This window comes from Microbacterium gorillae (genome assembly GCF_050990725.1).
Lineage (GTDB): Bacteria > Actinomycetota > Actinomycetes > Actinomycetales > Microbacteriaceae > Microbacterium > Microbacterium gorillae_A.
The window spans coordinates 2,037,084-2,052,655 of record NZ_CP158844.1 but is presented as its reverse complement, the minus strand read 5'-3'; the positions used below and the strand labels follow the sequence as shown (position 1 = coordinate 2,052,655).

Below are 15,572 nucleotides of genomic sequence, written 5' to 3'. Positions count from 1 at the left end.
GGCTGTGACGGGCCTGCCCCGTTCGGTTCTACTGGGGCCGCAGCCTGTTCTTCCGAATGCTCCCCGGTGATGCCGGATCGATGCATGTCGGTCGATCATACCGCGCCCAGGACTGAGCCGCCGCTTCTACGGTCCCGCGGGGAGAGCGGCGCGGGCCGCCAGCAGTTCACGGGTGAACGGATGCTTCGGCGATCCGAAGACGTCGCCGGAGAATCCCTCCTCGACGATGTGCCCGCCCCGCATCACCAGAATCCGATCCGCCAGCTCGCCGACGACGGCGAGATCGTGGGACACGAGCACCATCGCCACACCCTCGTCTCGGAGCCTCCGCAGCAGTGCCAGAATCCGCGACCCCACCGACACATCGAGCGCCGACAGCGGTTCGTCGAGCAGGAGCACGTCGGGCTGGGTCGCGAGCGCGCGGGCGATCGCCGCGCGTTGCAGCTGTCCGCCCGAGAGCGTGCCCGGGCGGCGGGAGGCAAGAGCAGGGTCCAACTCGACCCGCGCGAGAAGCTGCGCAACGCGATCCGGGCGCTCGGCACGCGGCGTGCCGGCCGCCTCCAACGCCTCGGCGAGGGTCCGCCCGATCGTCCACGTCGGCAGGAACGCCGCGCGCGGGTTCTGCGCCACCAGCTGGATCCGCGTGCGCCGCCCGCGCCGCGCCGCCTCCGTCAACGGCGACCAGGGCGCGCCGTCGAGGGTGACATCGCCCTCGTCCGGGTTCTCCGCGCCCAACAGCATCCGAATCAGGGTGGACTTGCCGGAACCGGACTCGCCGACCACTCCGACGACTTCGCCGGTGTGCAGTCTCAGCGAGACGTCGTTCACCGCCGTGGTCTCAGCGAAACGCCGCGTCAGATGGCGAGCATCGAGCAGCACCCGATCGCCCACCGTCCGCCGAGCGGGCGCCGACCGCCGCGCCGCGACCAGAAGCTCTCGCGTATACGGGTGCGCCGGGGCCGAGAGGATGTCGGAGGTCTCCCCGCTCTCCACCACACGACCGTCGCGCATCACCATCACCCGATCCGCGACGCTGGCGACCGCGGCAATGTCGTGGCTGATCAGAACGACCGCGCGCCCGTCGTCGGCCAGTGAGCGCACCAGCTCGAGCACGTGGCGCTGGACCGTGGCATCGAGTGCGGTGGTCGGCTCGTCGAGTGCGAGCACGGGCGGATCCGCCGCGAGTGCGGACGCGATCAGACTCCGTTGACGCATCCCGCCAGACAGTTCATGCGGATACTGCTCGGCTCGCAACGCCGGCCGATCAACGGCGACATCCTCCAGCAACGCCACAGCCCGCTGACGTCGCGCCGGCCGGGAGAGGCGGGTGTGGATCGCCAGCGGCTCGGCCACCTCCGCCCCCACCCGTCGCATCGGATCCAGCGCGACCAGCGCGTCCTGGCTCACCAGCGCGATCCGCGCGCCGCGCAGTCGCCGCAGATCCCGCCCCGATGCCGTCGTGAGGTCGACGCCATCGACGTCCAGCCGGGTCGCGGATGTGCGCAGCGGCCGCGGCACGAGACCCAGCAGGGCGCGCAGGAACAGGGATTTCCCTGCGCCGGACTCGCCGACCACCGCAACGCACTCCCCCGGGTCCACCCGCAGGTCGTCGATCCGGACGAGTTCACGGGCGTTCGATCCGGATCCGTGCGTGATCACGAGGTCGCGCAGCACGATCCCACTCATCGGGCGTCCTCCCTCTCGACCAGGTCCCGCAGCGCCCGACCGATCAGGCTCGCACACACCACCGTGAGCGTGATCGCGAGGCCGGGGAACAGCGTCACCCACCAGGCTCGCGCAAGCACGTTGCGTCCGCCCGCGAGCATCAGTCCCCACTCCGGCGCCGGCTCCCCCGCGCCGAGGCCGAGGAAACCGAGGCCCGCTACCGCGAGGATCGTGCTGCCGATGCCGATTGTTGCGAGCACGGTCAGCCGCCGGGCGACCGCGGGCAGCACATGCCGCAGGGACACCGTCACCGCCGGGAGCCCGAGCATGCGCGCCGCCTCCACGTGTTCCTCCGCCGCGATCGCGCGAGTATGTCCTCGCGCGTAGCGAATGTAGATCGGAATCACCGCCAACGTCACCGCGAGAGCGACGTTCCCGGAGCCCGGACCGAGGAGGGCCACAACGACCAGCGCGACCAGGAACTCCGGGACCGCCAGCGCAAGATCGACGACCCGCATCGTCACGGCGTCGACAGCTCGCGGCGCGCTTCCGATCAGCCAGCCGAGCACGGTGCCGACGAGGAGTGCGGCGATCACCGCGCTGACGCCCACCCCCAGCGAGGCGCGTGCACCGTACACGACGCGCGCGAAGACGTCGCGTCCGCTCTGATCGGTGCCGAAGAGGTGCCCAGCGCTCGGCGGTTGCAGACGCGAGGACACGTCGGCCAGCAGCGGATCGACGGTCGTGAAGACCTGAGGCACCACCGCCATGGCGATGAGCACCAGGAGCACGGCGCCGGCGAGGACGAGCAGCACGCGCCGCATCATGCGGACTCCCTGCTGTCCGGAAGGGGCGCCGCGGTGCGAGCCCGTCGTCGCGGATCCAGGAGCGGAATCGCGAGATCGGACAGCACCGAGACCACAACGAACACCGCGCAGCTCAGCAGAAGCACACCGCTCAGCACCGGAGCGTCCCGGTCGGTGATGGCGGCCAGCGTCACGCGGCCCAGGCCCGGACGAGCGAACACCGTCTCGACGAGTACCGCACCCCCCAGCAGAGAACCGATCAGGTATGCGACCATCGGGAGCACGCCGACCGTCGCGTGCCGGAGGGTGTGGTGGGCGAGCAGTCGGATCTCGCCGGCTCCGCGCGCTCGAACGGTCTCGGCGAAGTTCGAGCGCTCTGCCTGCTCCAACCCGTCGCGAAGCAGTTGCCCCAGCAGCGCCGCCGTCGGCAGCGCCAGCGTGAGCGCGGGCAGGACGAGCGCCCCGGGGCGCGACCCGGAGACCGGGAACCAGCCGAGACCGAACGCGAAGACCGACAGCAGGATCAATCCGATCCAGAACACGGGCATCCCGAGCACGACCTGCTCGATCGCGGCCGCCACCGTCCGAGTCCGCCGCGTGCGCGCGACGATCGCCACGATCAGCACGAGCGCCAGCGCGATCCCGAGTGCCGCGAGGGTGAGTTGGAGCGTTGCGCCGAGCTGACGTCCGATCACCTCGGTGACCGGAAGGCGCAACTGGAACGACTCCCCGAAGTCACCGCGCACCAGGCCGCCGAGGTAGTCGACATACTGCTGCAGCATCGGTCGATCGAGCCCCAGCTGTTCGCGCAGACGCGCTTTCACGTCCTCCGATACGTTCGCCTGCGGCCCCAGCATCACGGCGACCGGGTCCCCCGGGATCACGCGCATCAAGAGGAACGAGGCCGTTGCCGCCGCCCACAGCAGAAGCACTCCCCCGGACACGCCGAGGGCGGCGCGCCGGATCACTCCGTCACGCCGCCGCGGCGTGGTCGCTCGGACCACCTCAGTCGATCGAGGCGTCGTAGAACAGCGGACGACCGTAGAGGTCGAAGGCGAGTCCGGTCACCTCGGGCGCGCTGGCGCTGATGAGGGCGGGGACGTAGAGCGGGACGATGGCGACGTGCTCGGCGTTCCACTCCTGCAGCTCGGTGTACACGGCCGCGCGCTCCGTCGCGTCGACCGTCTGGGCGCCCTTCGTGACGAGCGCGTCGACAGCGGGATCGGACACCTGGGAGGCGTTCTGGAAGCCCTCGGTCGCCAGGTGGGAGCGGAGGTAGTCGGGGTCCACGCCGGAGAAGCCCCAGTCCGTGATGTCATACGTCTTCGGACCGTACTGCTCGTTGTAGGCACCGGGCTCGAGCGCCTCGCGCACCACCTCGAATCCGATCTTCTTGAGATCCGACTGAATCGCGTTGCCGAGAGCCGTGCGGTCATCGGGGATGGGCGTCCAGGCGATCCAGCGGGCGCTCAGCCGCTTCCCGTCCTTGGTGCGGTATCCCTCGGCGTCGCGGCCGGTCCAGCCGGCCTCGTCGAGCAGGGCCTCGGCCTTCTTCGAGTCGAACGCCCACGTGCCCTCGATCGCCGCGTCGTACATCGGCGTGGTGGGTCCGAGGACACTCCACGCACGCTCGAACTGTCCGTCGAAGATCGACTCGACCGCGCTGTCCACGTCGATTCCGAGCTCGAATGCCTGACGTACCTTCTGGTCGGCGAAGACTCCGTACTTCTCGTTGAGGAACAGTGAGTACGGCATGCCCGGGTAAGCCTTCGTGTCCACGGTGAGATCCGGGTTCAGTTCGACGACGGAGCTCGGCGGCAGCTCGCTGACCAGCTGCGCCTCACCCGAGTTCGCCATTCCGGTGCGCACCGACGGCTCAGGAACGAGGGCGACACGCAGCGTCTGGATCGACGGCGTCTTCTGCCCCTGCGGACCCCACGCGTAATCGGGGTTCGCGGTGTAGACGATCTCCTGATCCGCGGTGTACTCGCTGAGGATGTAGGGGCCGGTGCCGACCGTCACATCAGGCCCGCCGGCCTTCAGCTTGTCCAGGGATTCCGTGAGCACGCGCGGCGAGTAGAAGCCGAGCAGGGGCGTGCTCGCGGCCTGCAGGAAGGGAGCGTAGGGCTCGTGGAAGTCCACGCGCACTGTGGTGTCGTCGACGACCGTCGTGCCGGCGTAGTTGTCGCCACCGAGCATGCTCGCCGCCTGGGCGGAGGCGGTGTCGGGGGCGATGATGCGGTCGAAGTTCGCCTTCACGGCCTCCGCATTGAACGCCTCGCCGTCGGTGAAGGTGACGTCGTCACGAAGGGTGAACGTGTAGCTGCGGCCGTCCGCGGAGACGTCCCACTTGGTCGCCAGCCAGGGCGAGAACGATCCGTCGGCGTTCTGAAACACGAGCGAGTCGAACACGACCCGCTGCACCATCGCCGTCACGTCCATCTGACTCGTCTGCGGGTCCATGTGGCCTTCGGACAGCGTCGCGCCGGCGATCGCCCAGGTGAGCTCTCCGGAGGACCCGCCGGAGGCGTCGCCCCCGCCCGAGGCCAGAGCGTCCGATCCGGCGCAGCCGGCGAGGACGATCGTCGCAGCGACAGTCAGAGAGAGTGCGGCCAGCATTCGGCGGCCGACGGAACGAGCAGACATGCGGGATCCTCGGATGTGCGGGTCAGGGATGAATCCAATCTACCGCATCGGGTAGGTTATTGGACGCGGTGCAATTACCGCCTCGGCCCTCCAGCGGCCGGCTGTCGCGTGAGTATCTCCGCGGCACGGTGTCGCGCCCGTTCGGGTCGGGCGCGACACCCCCTCAGGTCAACGTCCGAGGCCCTGCCTAGACTTCCGACATGGCCCGCACCTCCCGCACCCTTCGTCCGCCTCAGGCCGACACCCCCGACCTCCCCCGCGAGTTCTCGACCGGACCGGAGCCGCGGCGGGGTGTGACCGCGGAGGACGTCGAGTGGGTCGATGCACGGGGATCCTTCGACGCGCCGTACGCGGATCTCGCCGGCTCCCGCTTCACCGGCGGCGTGCTGGATCGTTTCGACGCCGCGCACGGCACTCTGCGTGACATCGAGTTCGACACGATGCAGATCGCCTCCCTCTCTCTGCGGGGCGCGCACCTCCGGCGGGTGCACGTCCACTCCAGCCGCATCGGCAGTCTTGATCTCGCGGACGCGGAGGTCGCCGAGCTGATCATCGAGGATTCGCGCGTCGACTATCTCAGCGCCGGGCGCGCGTCCGCCGCAGACGTCGACGTTGCGCGCACCACGTTCGGTTCACTCGACGCGCCGGCCGCCACCCTCACGCGGGTTCGGTTCGTGTCGTCCAGCGTCGACGAGCTGGACCTGCGTGAGAGCCGCAACACCGACGTCGATCTGCGGGGTCTGGACATCGCCCACCATCTCGATCCCCGCGGTCTCGCCGGCGCGACGATCACGTCCCTTCAGGCTCAGCTGGCCGCAGCGGCTCTCGCGACGGCGCTGGGGGTCCACGTTCGGGACTGAACGGCGAGCACGTAGACTGGTCTCTCCCAAACACTCAGGCACGCTCACACGGTGCCGCACATATCGCCTCTGGAGACCCCATGGCCGACGCGCAGATTCCCGACAAGCCCGCCCTCGAAGGTCTCGAGGCCAAGTGGTCCGAGCAGTGGGAGCAGACCGGTGTCTTCCGGTTCGATCGCGCGGCCGCAGCCGCGCAGGGTCGCGGATCGGTGTACTCCATCGACACCCCGCCGCCCACCGCCTCCGGCAGCCTTCACATCGGCCACGCCTTCTCGTTCACGCACACCGACATCAAGGCGCGCTTCGAGCGCATGCGCGGCAAGAGCGTGTTCTACCCGATGGGCTGGGACGACAACGGACTGCCCACCGAGCGCCGGGTGCAGAACTACTACGGCGTGCGCTGTGACCCGTCGCTGCCGTACGACCCCGACTTCACTCCCCCGTTCCGCGGCGGCGACAACAAGTCGTCCAAGGCCGCGGATCAGCAGCCCATCTCGCGCCGCAACTTCATCGAGCTGTGCGAGGAGCTCACGGTCGAGGACGAGAAGCAGTTCGAGGCCGTGTTCCGTCAGCTCGGCCTGTCGGTGGACTGGACGCAGACCTACCGGACGATCTCCGACGACACGATCCGCACCAGCCAGCTCGCGTTTCTGCGCAACCTCGAGCGCGGCGAGGCCTACCAGGATCTGGCCCCCACGCTCTGGGACATCGACTTCCGCTCCGCGATCGCGCAGGCGGAGCTCGAGGATCGTGAGCAGCCGTCCGCCTACCACACGCTCGTGTTCCACGGCGCGAACGGTGACGTGGAGATCGACACCACGCGTCCGGAGCTGCTCGCCGCGTGCGTCGCTCTGGTCGCCCACCCCGACGACGAGCGCTACCAGCCCCTGTTCGGCACCACCGTGACCAGCCCGGTCTTCGGCGTCGAGGTCCCGGTGCTCGCGCATCACCTGGCACAGCCCGACAAGGGCAAGGGAATCGCGATGGTCTGCACCTTCGGTGACGTGACCGACATCATCTGGTGGCGCGAGCTAGATCTTCCGAACCGCACGATCATCGGCAAGGACGGCCGGATCGTCGACGAACGTCCCGAGGCCATCACGTCCGAAGCGGGCATCGCCGCCTACGGCGAGCTCATCGGCAAGACGGTGTTCAGCGCCAAGAAGCAGATGGTGGAGCTGCTGCAGGCTTCCGGCGAGATGATCGGCGACCCGCGTCCGTTCACCCACCCGGTCAAGTTCTTCGAGAAGGGCGACCGACCGCTGGAGATCGTCTCCACGCGCCAGTGGTACATCCGAAACGGGGCCCGCGACCCGCAGCTTCGTGAGCGCCTCGTGGAGCTGGGCCGCGAGTTGAACTGGCACCCGGACTTCATGCGCGTGCGCTACGAGAACTGGGTCGGCGGGCTCACCGGGGACTGGCTGGTCTCACGCCAGCGCTTCTTCGGCGTGCCGATTCCGGTGTGGTACGCGCTGGACGAGAACGGTGAGCGCGACTACGACCGCGTGCTGGTCCCGGACATCGCGCAGCTGCCCATCGACCCGACCACCGATGTTCCCGCGGGCTACACCGAGGACCAGCGTGGCCAGGCCGGCGGGTTCGACGGCGAGATGGACATCTTCGACACGTGGGCCACGTCGTCGCTGACCCCGCAGCTCGCCGGCGGCTGGGAGCGTGACACCGAGCTGTGGGATCTCGTGTCGCCGTTCGACCTGCGCCCGCAGGGGCAGGACATCATCCGCACCTGGCTGTTCGCCACCATGCTGCGCAGCACGCTGGAGGACAACCGCTCCCCGTGGACCGATGCCGCCATTTCGGGCTTCATCGTGGACCCCGACCGCAAGAAGATGTCGAAGTCGAAGGGCAACGTCGTCACGCCCGCGGACATCCTGACCCAGCACGGCACGGACGCGGTGCGTTACTGGGCGGCCTCGAGCCGCCTCGGTGCGGACGCAGCCTTCGACCCGCAGAACCCGACGCAGGTGAAGATCGGTCGTCGCCTGGCCATCAAGGTGCTCAACGCCGCCAAGTTCGTCCTCTCGTTCGGCGACCCGGGCGATGCTGCGGTCACCGAGGCGCTCGATCTCAGCATGCTGGCAACGTTGGACGCGGTGATCGCCGATGCCACCCGCGCGTTCGACGAGTACGACCACGCCCGTGCTCTGGAAGTCACCGAATCGTTCTTCTGGACGTTCTGCGACGACTACCTGGAACTCGTGAAGGAGCGCGCGTACGCGGGCGGTGCGGCCGGCGCCTCCGCGATCGCCGCGCTGCGCACCGCATTGTCTACGCTGCTGCGTCTGCTGGCGCCGGTGATCTCGTTCGCCACCGAGGAGGCCTGGTCCTGGTTCAACGAGGGCTCGATCCATGCAGCCTCCTGGCCCGCGCCGGGCGAGCGTGGTGGGGACACCGCCGTGCTCACCGCCACCAGCGCGGCTCTGATCGGCATCCGTCGGGCGAAGACCGAGGCGAAGGCCTCGCAGAAGACGCCGGTGGCGCGCGCCGTTGTGGCTGCTCCCGCAGACGTCCGCGCCGCCCTCGCCGGCGCTGCTGCCGATCTCGCCGCCGTGGGACGCATCGACGACCTGCAGTTCGTCGACGGCGCAGAGCTGGCCGTGGTCGAGATCGAGCTCGCCCCCGCCGCGGAGGCATGATGCAGCTCGGTACGCGCTGGGCGGCGGGCACGGTCCCGCCGCCCAGCGTGCCCGCGCAGCTGCGCGACGCGATCGCCCAGGCCGATGCCGATGCCCCCGCCGGCTCGCACTGGACCCTCACGTGGCTGGAGGGTCGCGCGCTGGCCGAACTCGATGCCGGCATCGAGGTGGTCGAGCTCCCCGACGGCTCGGTCATCGCCCGCCCCTGGCAGGACTGAGCCGCCCCTCCCACACCCCCTCACGTCACCCCATAGCCCGCGAGACTTCCGTCTGTGGGCGACAATCGCCGCGTTGCGCGGATTGTCGCCCACAGATGGAAGTCTCGCGGATGATGGGGTCGGCCTGGGGTGGATAGGGTGGGCAGATGACTGTTGGCGCCAATCCCCTGCTCGTTCCGTCATCGCTGCCCTACGGTGTGCCGCCGTACGACCGGATCCGCCCGGAGCACTATCTCCCGGCATTCGAGGCGGCGTTCGCCGAGCATCGCACTGAGATCGACGCCCTCACGCGCGTGCGATCGACGCCCACGTTCGAGAACACCCTCGTGGCGCTGGAGCGCAGCGGCGCGTTCCTCCGGCGCGTCGCTCACGCCTTCTTCACGGTCAGTTCCGCGGACGCGACCGACGAGATCCAGGCCATCGAGGAGACGCTGGCTCCGATGCTGTCCGCGCACTTCGACGCGATCACCCTCGACACCCAGCTGTACCAGCGTGTCAGCACAGTGTGGGAACAGCGCGAGACGCTGGGCCTCGCCGGCGAGGACGCCTATCTCCTCGAGCGGCGCTACCGCACCATGACTCACGCCGGTGCCGCGCTCGACGACGAAGCCAAGGCGACGCTGACGACCCTGAACGCTCGTATCTCCGTTCTTACGACGCAGTTCGAGAAGAACCTCCTCGCCGACACGAATGACCTCGCCGTTCACTTCGAGGATGCGTCCGAGTTGCACGGGCTCACGGACGCCGAAATCGCTGCCGCGAACGCCGCAGCGAAGGAGCGCGGCCTGTCTGGGTACCTGCTCAACCTCATGAACTTCACCGGCCACCCGGCGCTGGCCGTTCTCACGGACGCGAACACGCGCCGACGAATCATGGCGGCCTCGCGTTCGCGAGGGCACCGCGGCAATGATTGGGACAACGCGGCCATCGTGTTGGAGATCGTGCGGCTTCGTGCGCGTCGTGCGGAGCTCCTCGGCTACACCAGCCACGCCGCCTATGTCACGGCCGACGAAACCGCCGGCTCCCCCGAAGCCGTCACCGAGATGCTGCGGCGATTGGCACCCGCGGCCGCCCGCAACGCACGGACGGAGCAGGAACGGCTGCAGCGAATGCTGGACACCACGGAGTCGCCACGGCCGCTGGAGGCATCCGACTGGGCGTACTACACCGAGAAGGTCCGTGCCGCGGAGTACGACGTGGACACGGCGGCGCTTCGGCCCTGGTTCGAGGCGAGCCGTGTGCTGCACGACGGCGTGTTCTACGCCGCAACCCGAGCGTACGGCGTCACCTTCCACCGCCGCGACGATCTCCCGACCTACCACCCGGACGTCGAGGTGTACGAGGTCCGCGACGACGACGGCACGGTCGTTGGCGTGTACGCGCTGGACCTCTACACCCGCGACACCAAGCGCGGTGGTGCTTGGATGAACCCCATCGTCGAGCAGAGCGAGCTGGAAGGCACGCTGCCTGTCGTCATGAACAACCTCAACGTTCCGAAGCCCAGCGAAGGGCCGACGCTGCTCACGTTCGATGAGGTGTCGACCCTGTTCCACGAGTTCGGTCACGCGCTGCACGGTCTGTTTGCGCGCACCCGCTATCCGATGTTCTCGGGGACCAACGTGTTCCGCGACTTCGTCGAGTTCCCGAGCCAGGTGAACGAGATGTGGATGCTCTGGCCCGAGGTACTGGACAACTATGCCCGTCACGTCGAGACCGGTGAGCCGATCGATCCCGCGGTGGTCGGCCGATTGAACGCGGCCGAGACGTTCAACCAGGGGTTCCAGACCTCCGAATACCTGGCCGCGGCGTGGCTCGACTTCGCCTGGCATTCGCTCACCTCCGCCGAAGCGGAGCGGGTCGAGGACATCGATGCGTTCGAGGCCGCAGCGCTTGCTGATATCGGGCTGGCGTCCGACACCGTTCCGACCCGGTACTCCACGGCGTACTTCTCCCACGTGTTCGCCGGCGGCTATTCCGCCGGGTACTACTCCTACATCTGGTCAGAGGTGATGGACGCCGACACCGTGGAGTGGTTCACCGGGAACGGCGGCCTGAGCCGCGCGGGTGGCGACCGCTTCCGTGAACGCCTGCTCGGCGTGGGTGGTGCGCGGGATCCGCGTGAGGCCTACCGAGACTTCCGAGGTCGCGACCCGGAGATCGGCCCGCTCCTCGCCCGACGCGGGCTTGGAGACTGAGGCTTCCGCCTCGGCTTGTGATCCCGTAACGTCAGGCGCTGAGAAAGGACGACGATGACCCTGCTGCCCGCCTCCCGCGAACCCTTCGCCTCCCCCACGATCCTGGAGGTGTCCGAGATCGCCACCGCCGTTGTGCGCTTCCGTGGCATCACTATGGCGGCGCTCTCCTCGGTCTACGACCGAGCGTTCGGTGCGCTGCGGCAGGCGATCGCGGAGGGCGCGATCACGCCGAACGGCGCGCCATTCGGGCGCTATATCGGTGATCCGCAGGGTGAGTTCGATCTCGAAGTCGGCTTCCCCGTGGAAGGCATGCCGACCACGTACGCGGCGGGCGATCTCATCGTGACCACCGGTGCGATCCCCGCCGCACGGACGGCGGTCCTCACCGCGATCGGATCGTTCGACCGTCTGCCGGCAGCGTGGGCGACTCTTGCCGACTTCGCGTCGGCGCAGGGTCAGCCTCGCGGCGACTGGACGGAGGTCTACGTGAGCGACCCCTCGTCAACGCCGGCGGACGAGCTGCGCACCGACCTCATGATGCCGCTGCGCTGAGACGCGGGCGGCTCTCATGGGTCCGGCCCCACGCGATCAGCCGTTGCGGGCGAAGTACGCGAAGAGCGAGTCCAGAAGGTGCTCGTCGGCGCACCCGAAGACCACCGATGAGCTGTCGCGGAAGTACGCGAGCACCACGCCGGGACCCCCGAAGAACTCGACGCCGCCATACAGGTCGGAGGTGACGTTCCGCGACGGAAGGAAGTCACGCAGCCGTGCCAGTGCCTCGTCGTCGATCGACAGGAACTCCTCACTCCAGTCCTCGTACGCGTACAGGCGCTGCAGATGTGCCTGAGCCACAAGGAAGGAGCTCACGGTGTCGGCGGTGGGCTGCCACTCTTCGCCGACGAGCTCCTGAACCGTGGGATCGTCGTCACCGCAGTCGGCAGCGAGAACCCCCCACTGGAGCGCGAGCTGATTCTCGACGTAGAACACGAGAACGTCGGTCGCGTCGTCGCCGTCGATCCGATACGCGGTGCCGGGTGTGTCCGCCGGTGCGACAAGCTGATCCTGCGTGTGGTTCAGCTCGACGTGCGCACCGAGCGTGGTGTAGTAATCGCGAAGTGCCCCCGGCACGTCGCCGAAGCGCTCTCGCCAGTCGTCGAGCACCTCGCCGGGGTAGCCGATTCGCACGTCTGGATCGATCTCCCAGAGCTCGCGAATGACCGCGTATCGATCGCTCACGCGCTCTTGCGATTCTCCTTGAGGATGACCGTGGGAGCGTCACCCTCCTCAACAGCGGCGCGGGTGACGATGACCTTCGCCACATCGTCGGCCGAGGGGATCTCGAACATGATGGGGCCGAGAACGTCTTCGAGGATGGCGCGCAGCCCGCGAGCTCCGGTCTTGCGCTCCACCGCGAGATCGGCGATGGCGCGCAGCGCGTCATCATCGAAGTCGAGCTCGACGCCGTCCAGCTCGAACATGCGCTGATACTGCTTCACGAGGGCGTTTCGCGGCACCGTGAGAATCTCCATCAGCGCCTCCTGGTCCAGCGGCGACACGGAGGCCACGACCGGCAGACGACCGATGAACTCCGGAATCAGGCCGAACTTGTGAAGGTCTTCCGGAAGGACATCGGCGAAGATGTCCTGCGTCGCGCTCTTGTCCTGCAGCGGAGCGCCGAATCCCACCCCGTGCTTTCCCACTCGAGAGGACACGATGTCCTCCAGGCCGGCGAACGCACCCGCCACGATGAACAGCACGTTGGTGGTGTCGATCTGGATGAACTCCTGGTGCGGGTGCTTCCGGCCGCCCTGCGGCGGAACCGATGCGACGGTGCCCTCGAGGATCTTGAGCAGCGCCTGCTGCACGCCCTCACCCGACACGTCCCGGGTGATCGACGGGTTCTCCGCCTTGCGCGCGATCTTGTCGACCTCGTCGATGTAGATGATGCCTGTCTCGGCGCGCTTCACGTCGTAGTCGGCCGCCTGGATCAGCTTCAGCAGGATGTTCTCGACGTCCTCGCCGACATAGCCCGCTTCGGTGAGCGCCGTGGCATCCGCGACCGCGAACGGCACGTTCAGCCGCTTCGCCAGTGTCTGCGCCAGGTAGGTCTTGCCGCAGCCGGTGGGGCCGATCATCAGGATGTTGCTCTTGGCGATCTCGATGTCGTCGGCCTTTTGCTCGGCCGGCTGCAGCGCGCCGCGCGCGCGGACGCGCTTGTAGTGGTTGTAGACCGCCACCGACAGCGCCCGCTTGGCCTGCAGCTGACCGATGACGTACTCGTCCAAGAACGAGAAGATCTCGCGCGGCTTGGGAAGGTCGAACTCCGCGACCGTTCCGGAGGCGGATTCCGCCATGCGCTCTTCGATGATCTCGTTGCACAGCTCCACGCACTCGTCGCAGATGTATACGCCGGGACCGGCGATCAGCTGTTGCACCTGCTTCTGGCTCTTTCCGCAGAACGAGCACTTGAAGACATCGGCGCTTTCACCGATCCGTGCCATGTCGCCTCCCTGATAACGATTGATTCGAGCCTAACCGCACCCTCGGACATCCGATGGGATATCCGACACGAAACGACAGATGCCCGGCCACGCGGGCCGGGCATCTGTCGTGACTCACTTGGTGAGTGCGGGCGTCGTGCGCTTGCGCGACGTGAGGACCTGGTCCACGATGCCGTACTCCAGCGCCTGTTGCGCGGAGAGGATCTTGTCGCGGTCGATGTCCTTGTGCACCTCTGCGGCATCGCGCCCGGTGTGACGAGCCATCGTCTCCTCGAGCCAGGTGCGCATGCGGAGGATCTCCGCCGCCTGGATCTCGATGTCGGAGGCCTGACCGTGTCCGGCCTCACCCACGGCGGGCTGGTGCATCAGCACACGGGCGTTCGGCAGCGCGAGACGCTTGCCGGGCGTTCCGGCCGCGAGCAGCACGGACGCCGCCGACGCCGCCTGACCCAGCACCACGGTCTGGATGTCGGGCGCGACGTACTGCATGGTGTCGTAGATGGCCGTCATGGCCGTGAACGAGCCACCGGGCGAGTTGATGTACATGGTGATGTCGCGGTCAGCGTCCTGGCTCTCGAGCACGAGCAGCTGCGCCATGACGTCGTCGGCGGACGCGTCATCCACCTGGACGCCGAGGAAGATCACGCGATCTTCGAACAGCTTGTTGTACGGGTCCTGGCGCTTGTAGCCGTAGGCCGTGCGCTCCTCGTACTGCGGGAGGATATAACGCGAGGACGGCATCGCCACGCCCTGCGGGAGGCCGAAGGTCGGCATGTTCATAGGAGTGTTCCTTCTCTCGGTCTCAGGCCTGGGTTCCACCGCCGCCGTGCACGTCAGTGGCGTGCTCGCGGATGTGGTCGACGAAGCCGTACTCCAGTGCTTCCTCGGCGGTGAACCAGCGGTCGCGGTCACCGTCCTCGTTGATCTGCTCGACGGACTTGCCCGTCTGCGCCGCGGTGATCTCGGCGAGGCGGTTCTTCATCGAGATGATGAGCTGCGCCTGCGTCTGGATGTCGCTGGCCGTGCCGCCGAAGCCGCCGTGGGGCTGGTGCAGCAGCACGCGGGCGTTGGGGGTGATGTACCGCTTGCCCTTGGTGCCGCTGGTCAGCAGCAGCTGGCCCATCGACGCCGCCATGCCGATGCCGACGGTGACGATGTCGTTCGGCACGAACTGCATCGTGTCGTAGATCGCCATACCAGCGGTGATCGAGCCACCGGGCGAGTTGATGTAGAGGTAGATGTCCTTGTTCGGGTCCTCGGCCGCGAGCAGCAGGATCTTGGCGCAGATCTCGTTGGCGTTCTCGTCGCGGACTTCGGCGCCGAGCCAGATGATGCGGTCCTTCAGCAACCGGTCGAAGACGCTGGTCGCCATGAGGGGTTCAGCCATGAGTGCTCCCGTTTCGTGTTGGTGATAACGAATCTACCGGCGCGCTCGGGCGGCACCGGCCGTGTTCGCCGTCGGCAGACGTGCGTGGCGCGGTCAGTCGCGCGGAGCCTCGCGCAGCTCCGCGGCATACCCCGTGACGGAGCGTCGATAGAGCTCCAGATGGGGTGCGAGAGCCGTGAGTGCGACGGCGAGTGCATCGGTGGGCTGGCCGGCGGAAGCCAGCGCGAGCGCGTAGAACGCCGAGGCCTCATCGTGCAGCTCGCCGTCACGGGTGAGGTCATGTTCGGCCGCCAGCAGCGCCAGCGCCTCATCGATCTTCCCGAGGTTGCGAATCGTGCTTGCGAGCTGGATGACGGCGCGGGTGCGCCGGCGAGGATCGAGGCCCGCGGCGAGCGCCGCGCGGTACAACGGCTCGGCCGCGTCTTCCTGGCCGGCGCTGTCTCGGGCTCCGGCGCGCTCGAACAGCGCAACGGGGTGGTCGGAACCCAGCTCCTCAGCCAGCGCATCGATCCGCTCCGTGCGCTCGTCGTCGGTCAGCGAGCGATCCTGCCACACGTCGTCGACGCGGGTCTGCCAGGCGGCGAACTCCGCCGAATCGATCGAGATCATGTCTCCTCCTCCAGATACGACGAGGGGTGGA

General features: G+C 68.1%; 14 protein-coding genes. 5 read left to right on the top strand and 9 right to left on the bottom strand.

The features are described 5' to 3' along the window. Positions 1 to 126: 126 nt before the first annotated feature. From ABTV68_RS09210 to ABTV68_RS09195, 4 genes are read right to left on the bottom strand one after another with little or no spacing between them, the layout of a single operon-like run. A complete protein-coding gene (locus ABTV68_RS09210) occupies positions 127 to 1,686 on the bottom strand; it encodes an ATP-binding cassette domain-containing protein (RefSeq protein WP_433677337.1) in 1,560 nt (519 codons plus the stop codon). After that, positions 1,683 to 2,492, bottom strand: a complete 810-nt coding sequence (locus tag ABTV68_RS09205) for an ABC transporter permease (RefSeq protein WP_433677336.1) — start codon at positions 2,490 to 2,492, stop codon at positions 1,683 to 1,685. The genes ABTV68_RS09210 and ABTV68_RS09205 overlap by 4 nt, the downstream gene beginning before the upstream one ends. Continuing rightward, positions 2,489 to 3,439 (bottom strand): ABC transporter permease, encoded by a 951-nt coding sequence (locus ABTV68_RS09200; protein ID WP_433677335.1) that lies wholly within the window; start codon positions 3,437 to 3,439, stop codon positions 2,489 to 2,491. Before ABTV68_RS09200 ends, ABTV68_RS09205 begins: the two co-directional genes overlap by 4 nt. A gap of 37 nt (positions 3,440 to 3,476) precedes the next feature. Next, positions 3,477 to 5,117, bottom strand: coding sequence for an ABC transporter substrate-binding protein (locus ABTV68_RS09195; protein WP_433677334.1), 1,641 nt, complete (start codon positions 5,115 to 5,117; stop codon positions 3,477 to 3,479). Positions 5,118 to 5,317: 200 nt separating this feature from the next. Between ABTV68_RS09195 and ABTV68_RS09190 the strand changes: the two genes are divergently transcribed. The 5 genes from ABTV68_RS09190 (at position 5,318) to ABTV68_RS09170 (ending at position 11,596) form a co-directional block, all read left to right on the top strand. After that, positions 5,318 to 5,977 (top strand): hypothetical protein, encoded by a 660-nt coding sequence (locus tag ABTV68_RS09190; RefSeq protein ID WP_433677333.1) that lies wholly within the window; start codon positions 5,318 to 5,320, stop codon positions 5,975 to 5,977. 80 nt (positions 5,978 to 6,057) lie between these two features. Further along, a complete protein-coding gene (gene valS / locus ABTV68_RS09185; RefSeq protein ID WP_433677332.1) occupies positions 6,058 to 8,631 on the top strand; it encodes a valine--tRNA ligase in 2,574 nt (857 codons plus the stop codon). After that, complete coding sequence (locus ABTV68_RS09180; protein ID WP_433677331.1) at positions 8,628 to 8,849, top strand: hypothetical protein; 222 nt, start codon at positions 8,628 to 8,630, stop codon at positions 8,847 to 8,849. The genes valS and ABTV68_RS09180 overlap by 4 nt, the downstream gene beginning before the upstream one ends. A gap of 146 nt (positions 8,850 to 8,995) precedes the next feature. Next, positions 8,996 to 11,044: a M3 family metallopeptidase gene (locus ABTV68_RS09175; protein WP_433677330.1), complete on the top strand. Its 2,049-nt coding sequence runs from the start codon at positions 8,996 to 8,998 to the stop codon at positions 11,042 to 11,044. Positions 11,045 to 11,098: 54 nt separating this feature from the next. Beyond that, positions 11,099 to 11,596 carry a GyrI-like domain-containing protein gene (locus ABTV68_RS09170; RefSeq protein WP_433677329.1) on the top strand — a complete coding sequence of 166 codons (498 nt, stop codon included), beginning with the start codon at positions 11,099 to 11,101 and terminating at the stop codon, positions 11,594 to 11,596. Between the two features lie 36 nt (positions 11,597 to 11,632). On the opposite strand, the gene ABTV68_RS09165 is transcribed toward ABTV68_RS09170, so the two are convergent. From ABTV68_RS09165 to ABTV68_RS09145, 5 genes are all read right to left on the bottom strand, one after another. After that, positions 11,633 to 12,280: a hypothetical protein gene (locus ABTV68_RS09165; RefSeq protein WP_433677328.1), complete on the bottom strand. Its 648-nt coding sequence runs from the start codon at positions 12,278 to 12,280 to the stop codon at positions 11,633 to 11,635. Next, a complete protein-coding gene (gene clpX, locus ABTV68_RS09160; protein WP_433677327.1) occupies positions 12,277 to 13,545 on the bottom strand; it encodes an ATP-dependent Clp protease ATP-binding subunit ClpX in 1,269 nt (422 codons plus the stop codon). The genes ABTV68_RS09165 and clpX overlap by 4 nt, the downstream gene beginning before the upstream one ends. A gap of 114 nt (positions 13,546 to 13,659) precedes the next feature. Then, positions 13,660 to 14,325: an ATP-dependent Clp protease proteolytic subunit gene (locus ABTV68_RS09155; RefSeq protein WP_433677326.1), complete on the bottom strand. Its 666-nt coding sequence runs from the start codon at positions 14,323 to 14,325 to the stop codon at positions 13,660 to 13,662. A gap of 22 nt (positions 14,326 to 14,347) precedes the next feature. Then, entirely contained in the window at positions 14,348 to 14,932 is a 585-nt protein-coding gene (locus tag ABTV68_RS09150; RefSeq protein ID WP_231089954.1) for an ATP-dependent Clp protease proteolytic subunit, read from the bottom strand. 93 nt (positions 14,933 to 15,025) lie between these two features. Further along, positions 15,026 to 15,541, bottom strand: coding sequence for a tetratricopeptide repeat protein (locus tag ABTV68_RS09145; RefSeq protein ID WP_433677324.1), 516 nt, complete (start codon positions 15,539 to 15,541; stop codon positions 15,026 to 15,028). Positions 15,542 to 15,572 lie beyond the last annotated feature (31 nt).

What these genes read in the sequence shown, in the direction of transcription:
- ABTV68_RS09210 (WP_433677337.1), bottom strand. Translation starts at nt 1,686, where the DNA reads ATGAGTGGGATCGTGCTGCGCGACCTCGTGATCACGCACGGATCCGGA.
- ABTV68_RS09205 (WP_433677336.1), bottom strand. Translation starts at nt 2,492, where the DNA reads ATGATGCGGCGCGTGCTGCTCGTCCTCGCCGGCGCCGTGCTCCTGGTG.
- ABTV68_RS09195 (WP_433677334.1), bottom strand. Translation starts at nt 5,117, where the DNA reads ATGTCTGCTCGTTCCGTCGGCCGCCGAATGCTGGCCGCACTCTCTCTG.
- ABTV68_RS09190 (WP_433677333.1), top strand. Translation starts at nt 5,318, where the DNA reads ATGGCCCGCACCTCCCGCACCCTTCGTCCGCCTCAGGCCGACACCCCC.
- valS (WP_433677332.1), top strand. Translation starts at nt 6,058, where the DNA reads ATGGCCGACGCGCAGATTCCCGACAAGCCCGCCCTCGAAGGTCTCGAG.
- ABTV68_RS09180 (WP_433677331.1), top strand. Translation starts at nt 8,628, where the DNA reads ATGATGCAGCTCGGTACGCGCTGGGCGGCGGGCACGGTCCCGCCGCCC.
- ABTV68_RS09175 (WP_433677330.1), top strand. Translation starts at nt 8,996, where the DNA reads ATGACTGTTGGCGCCAATCCCCTGCTCGTTCCGTCATCGCTGCCCTAC.
- ABTV68_RS09170 (WP_433677329.1), top strand. Translation starts at nt 11,099, where the DNA reads ATGACCCTGCTGCCCGCCTCCCGCGAACCCTTCGCCTCCCCCACGATC.
- clpX (WP_433677327.1), bottom strand. Translation starts at nt 13,545, where the DNA reads ATGGCACGGATCGGTGAAAGCGCCGATGTCTTCAAGTGCTCGTTCTGC.
- ABTV68_RS09155 (WP_433677326.1), bottom strand. Translation starts at nt 14,325, where the DNA reads ATGAACATGCCGACCTTCGGCCTCCCGCAGGGCGTGGCGATGCCGTCC.
- ABTV68_RS09150 (WP_231089954.1), bottom strand. Translation starts at nt 14,932, where the DNA reads ATGGCTGAACCCCTCATGGCGACCAGCGTCTTCGACCGGTTGCTGAAG.
- ABTV68_RS09145 (WP_433677324.1), bottom strand. Translation starts at nt 15,541, where the DNA reads ATGATCTCGATCGATTCGGCGGAGTTCGCCGCCTGGCAGACCCGCGTC.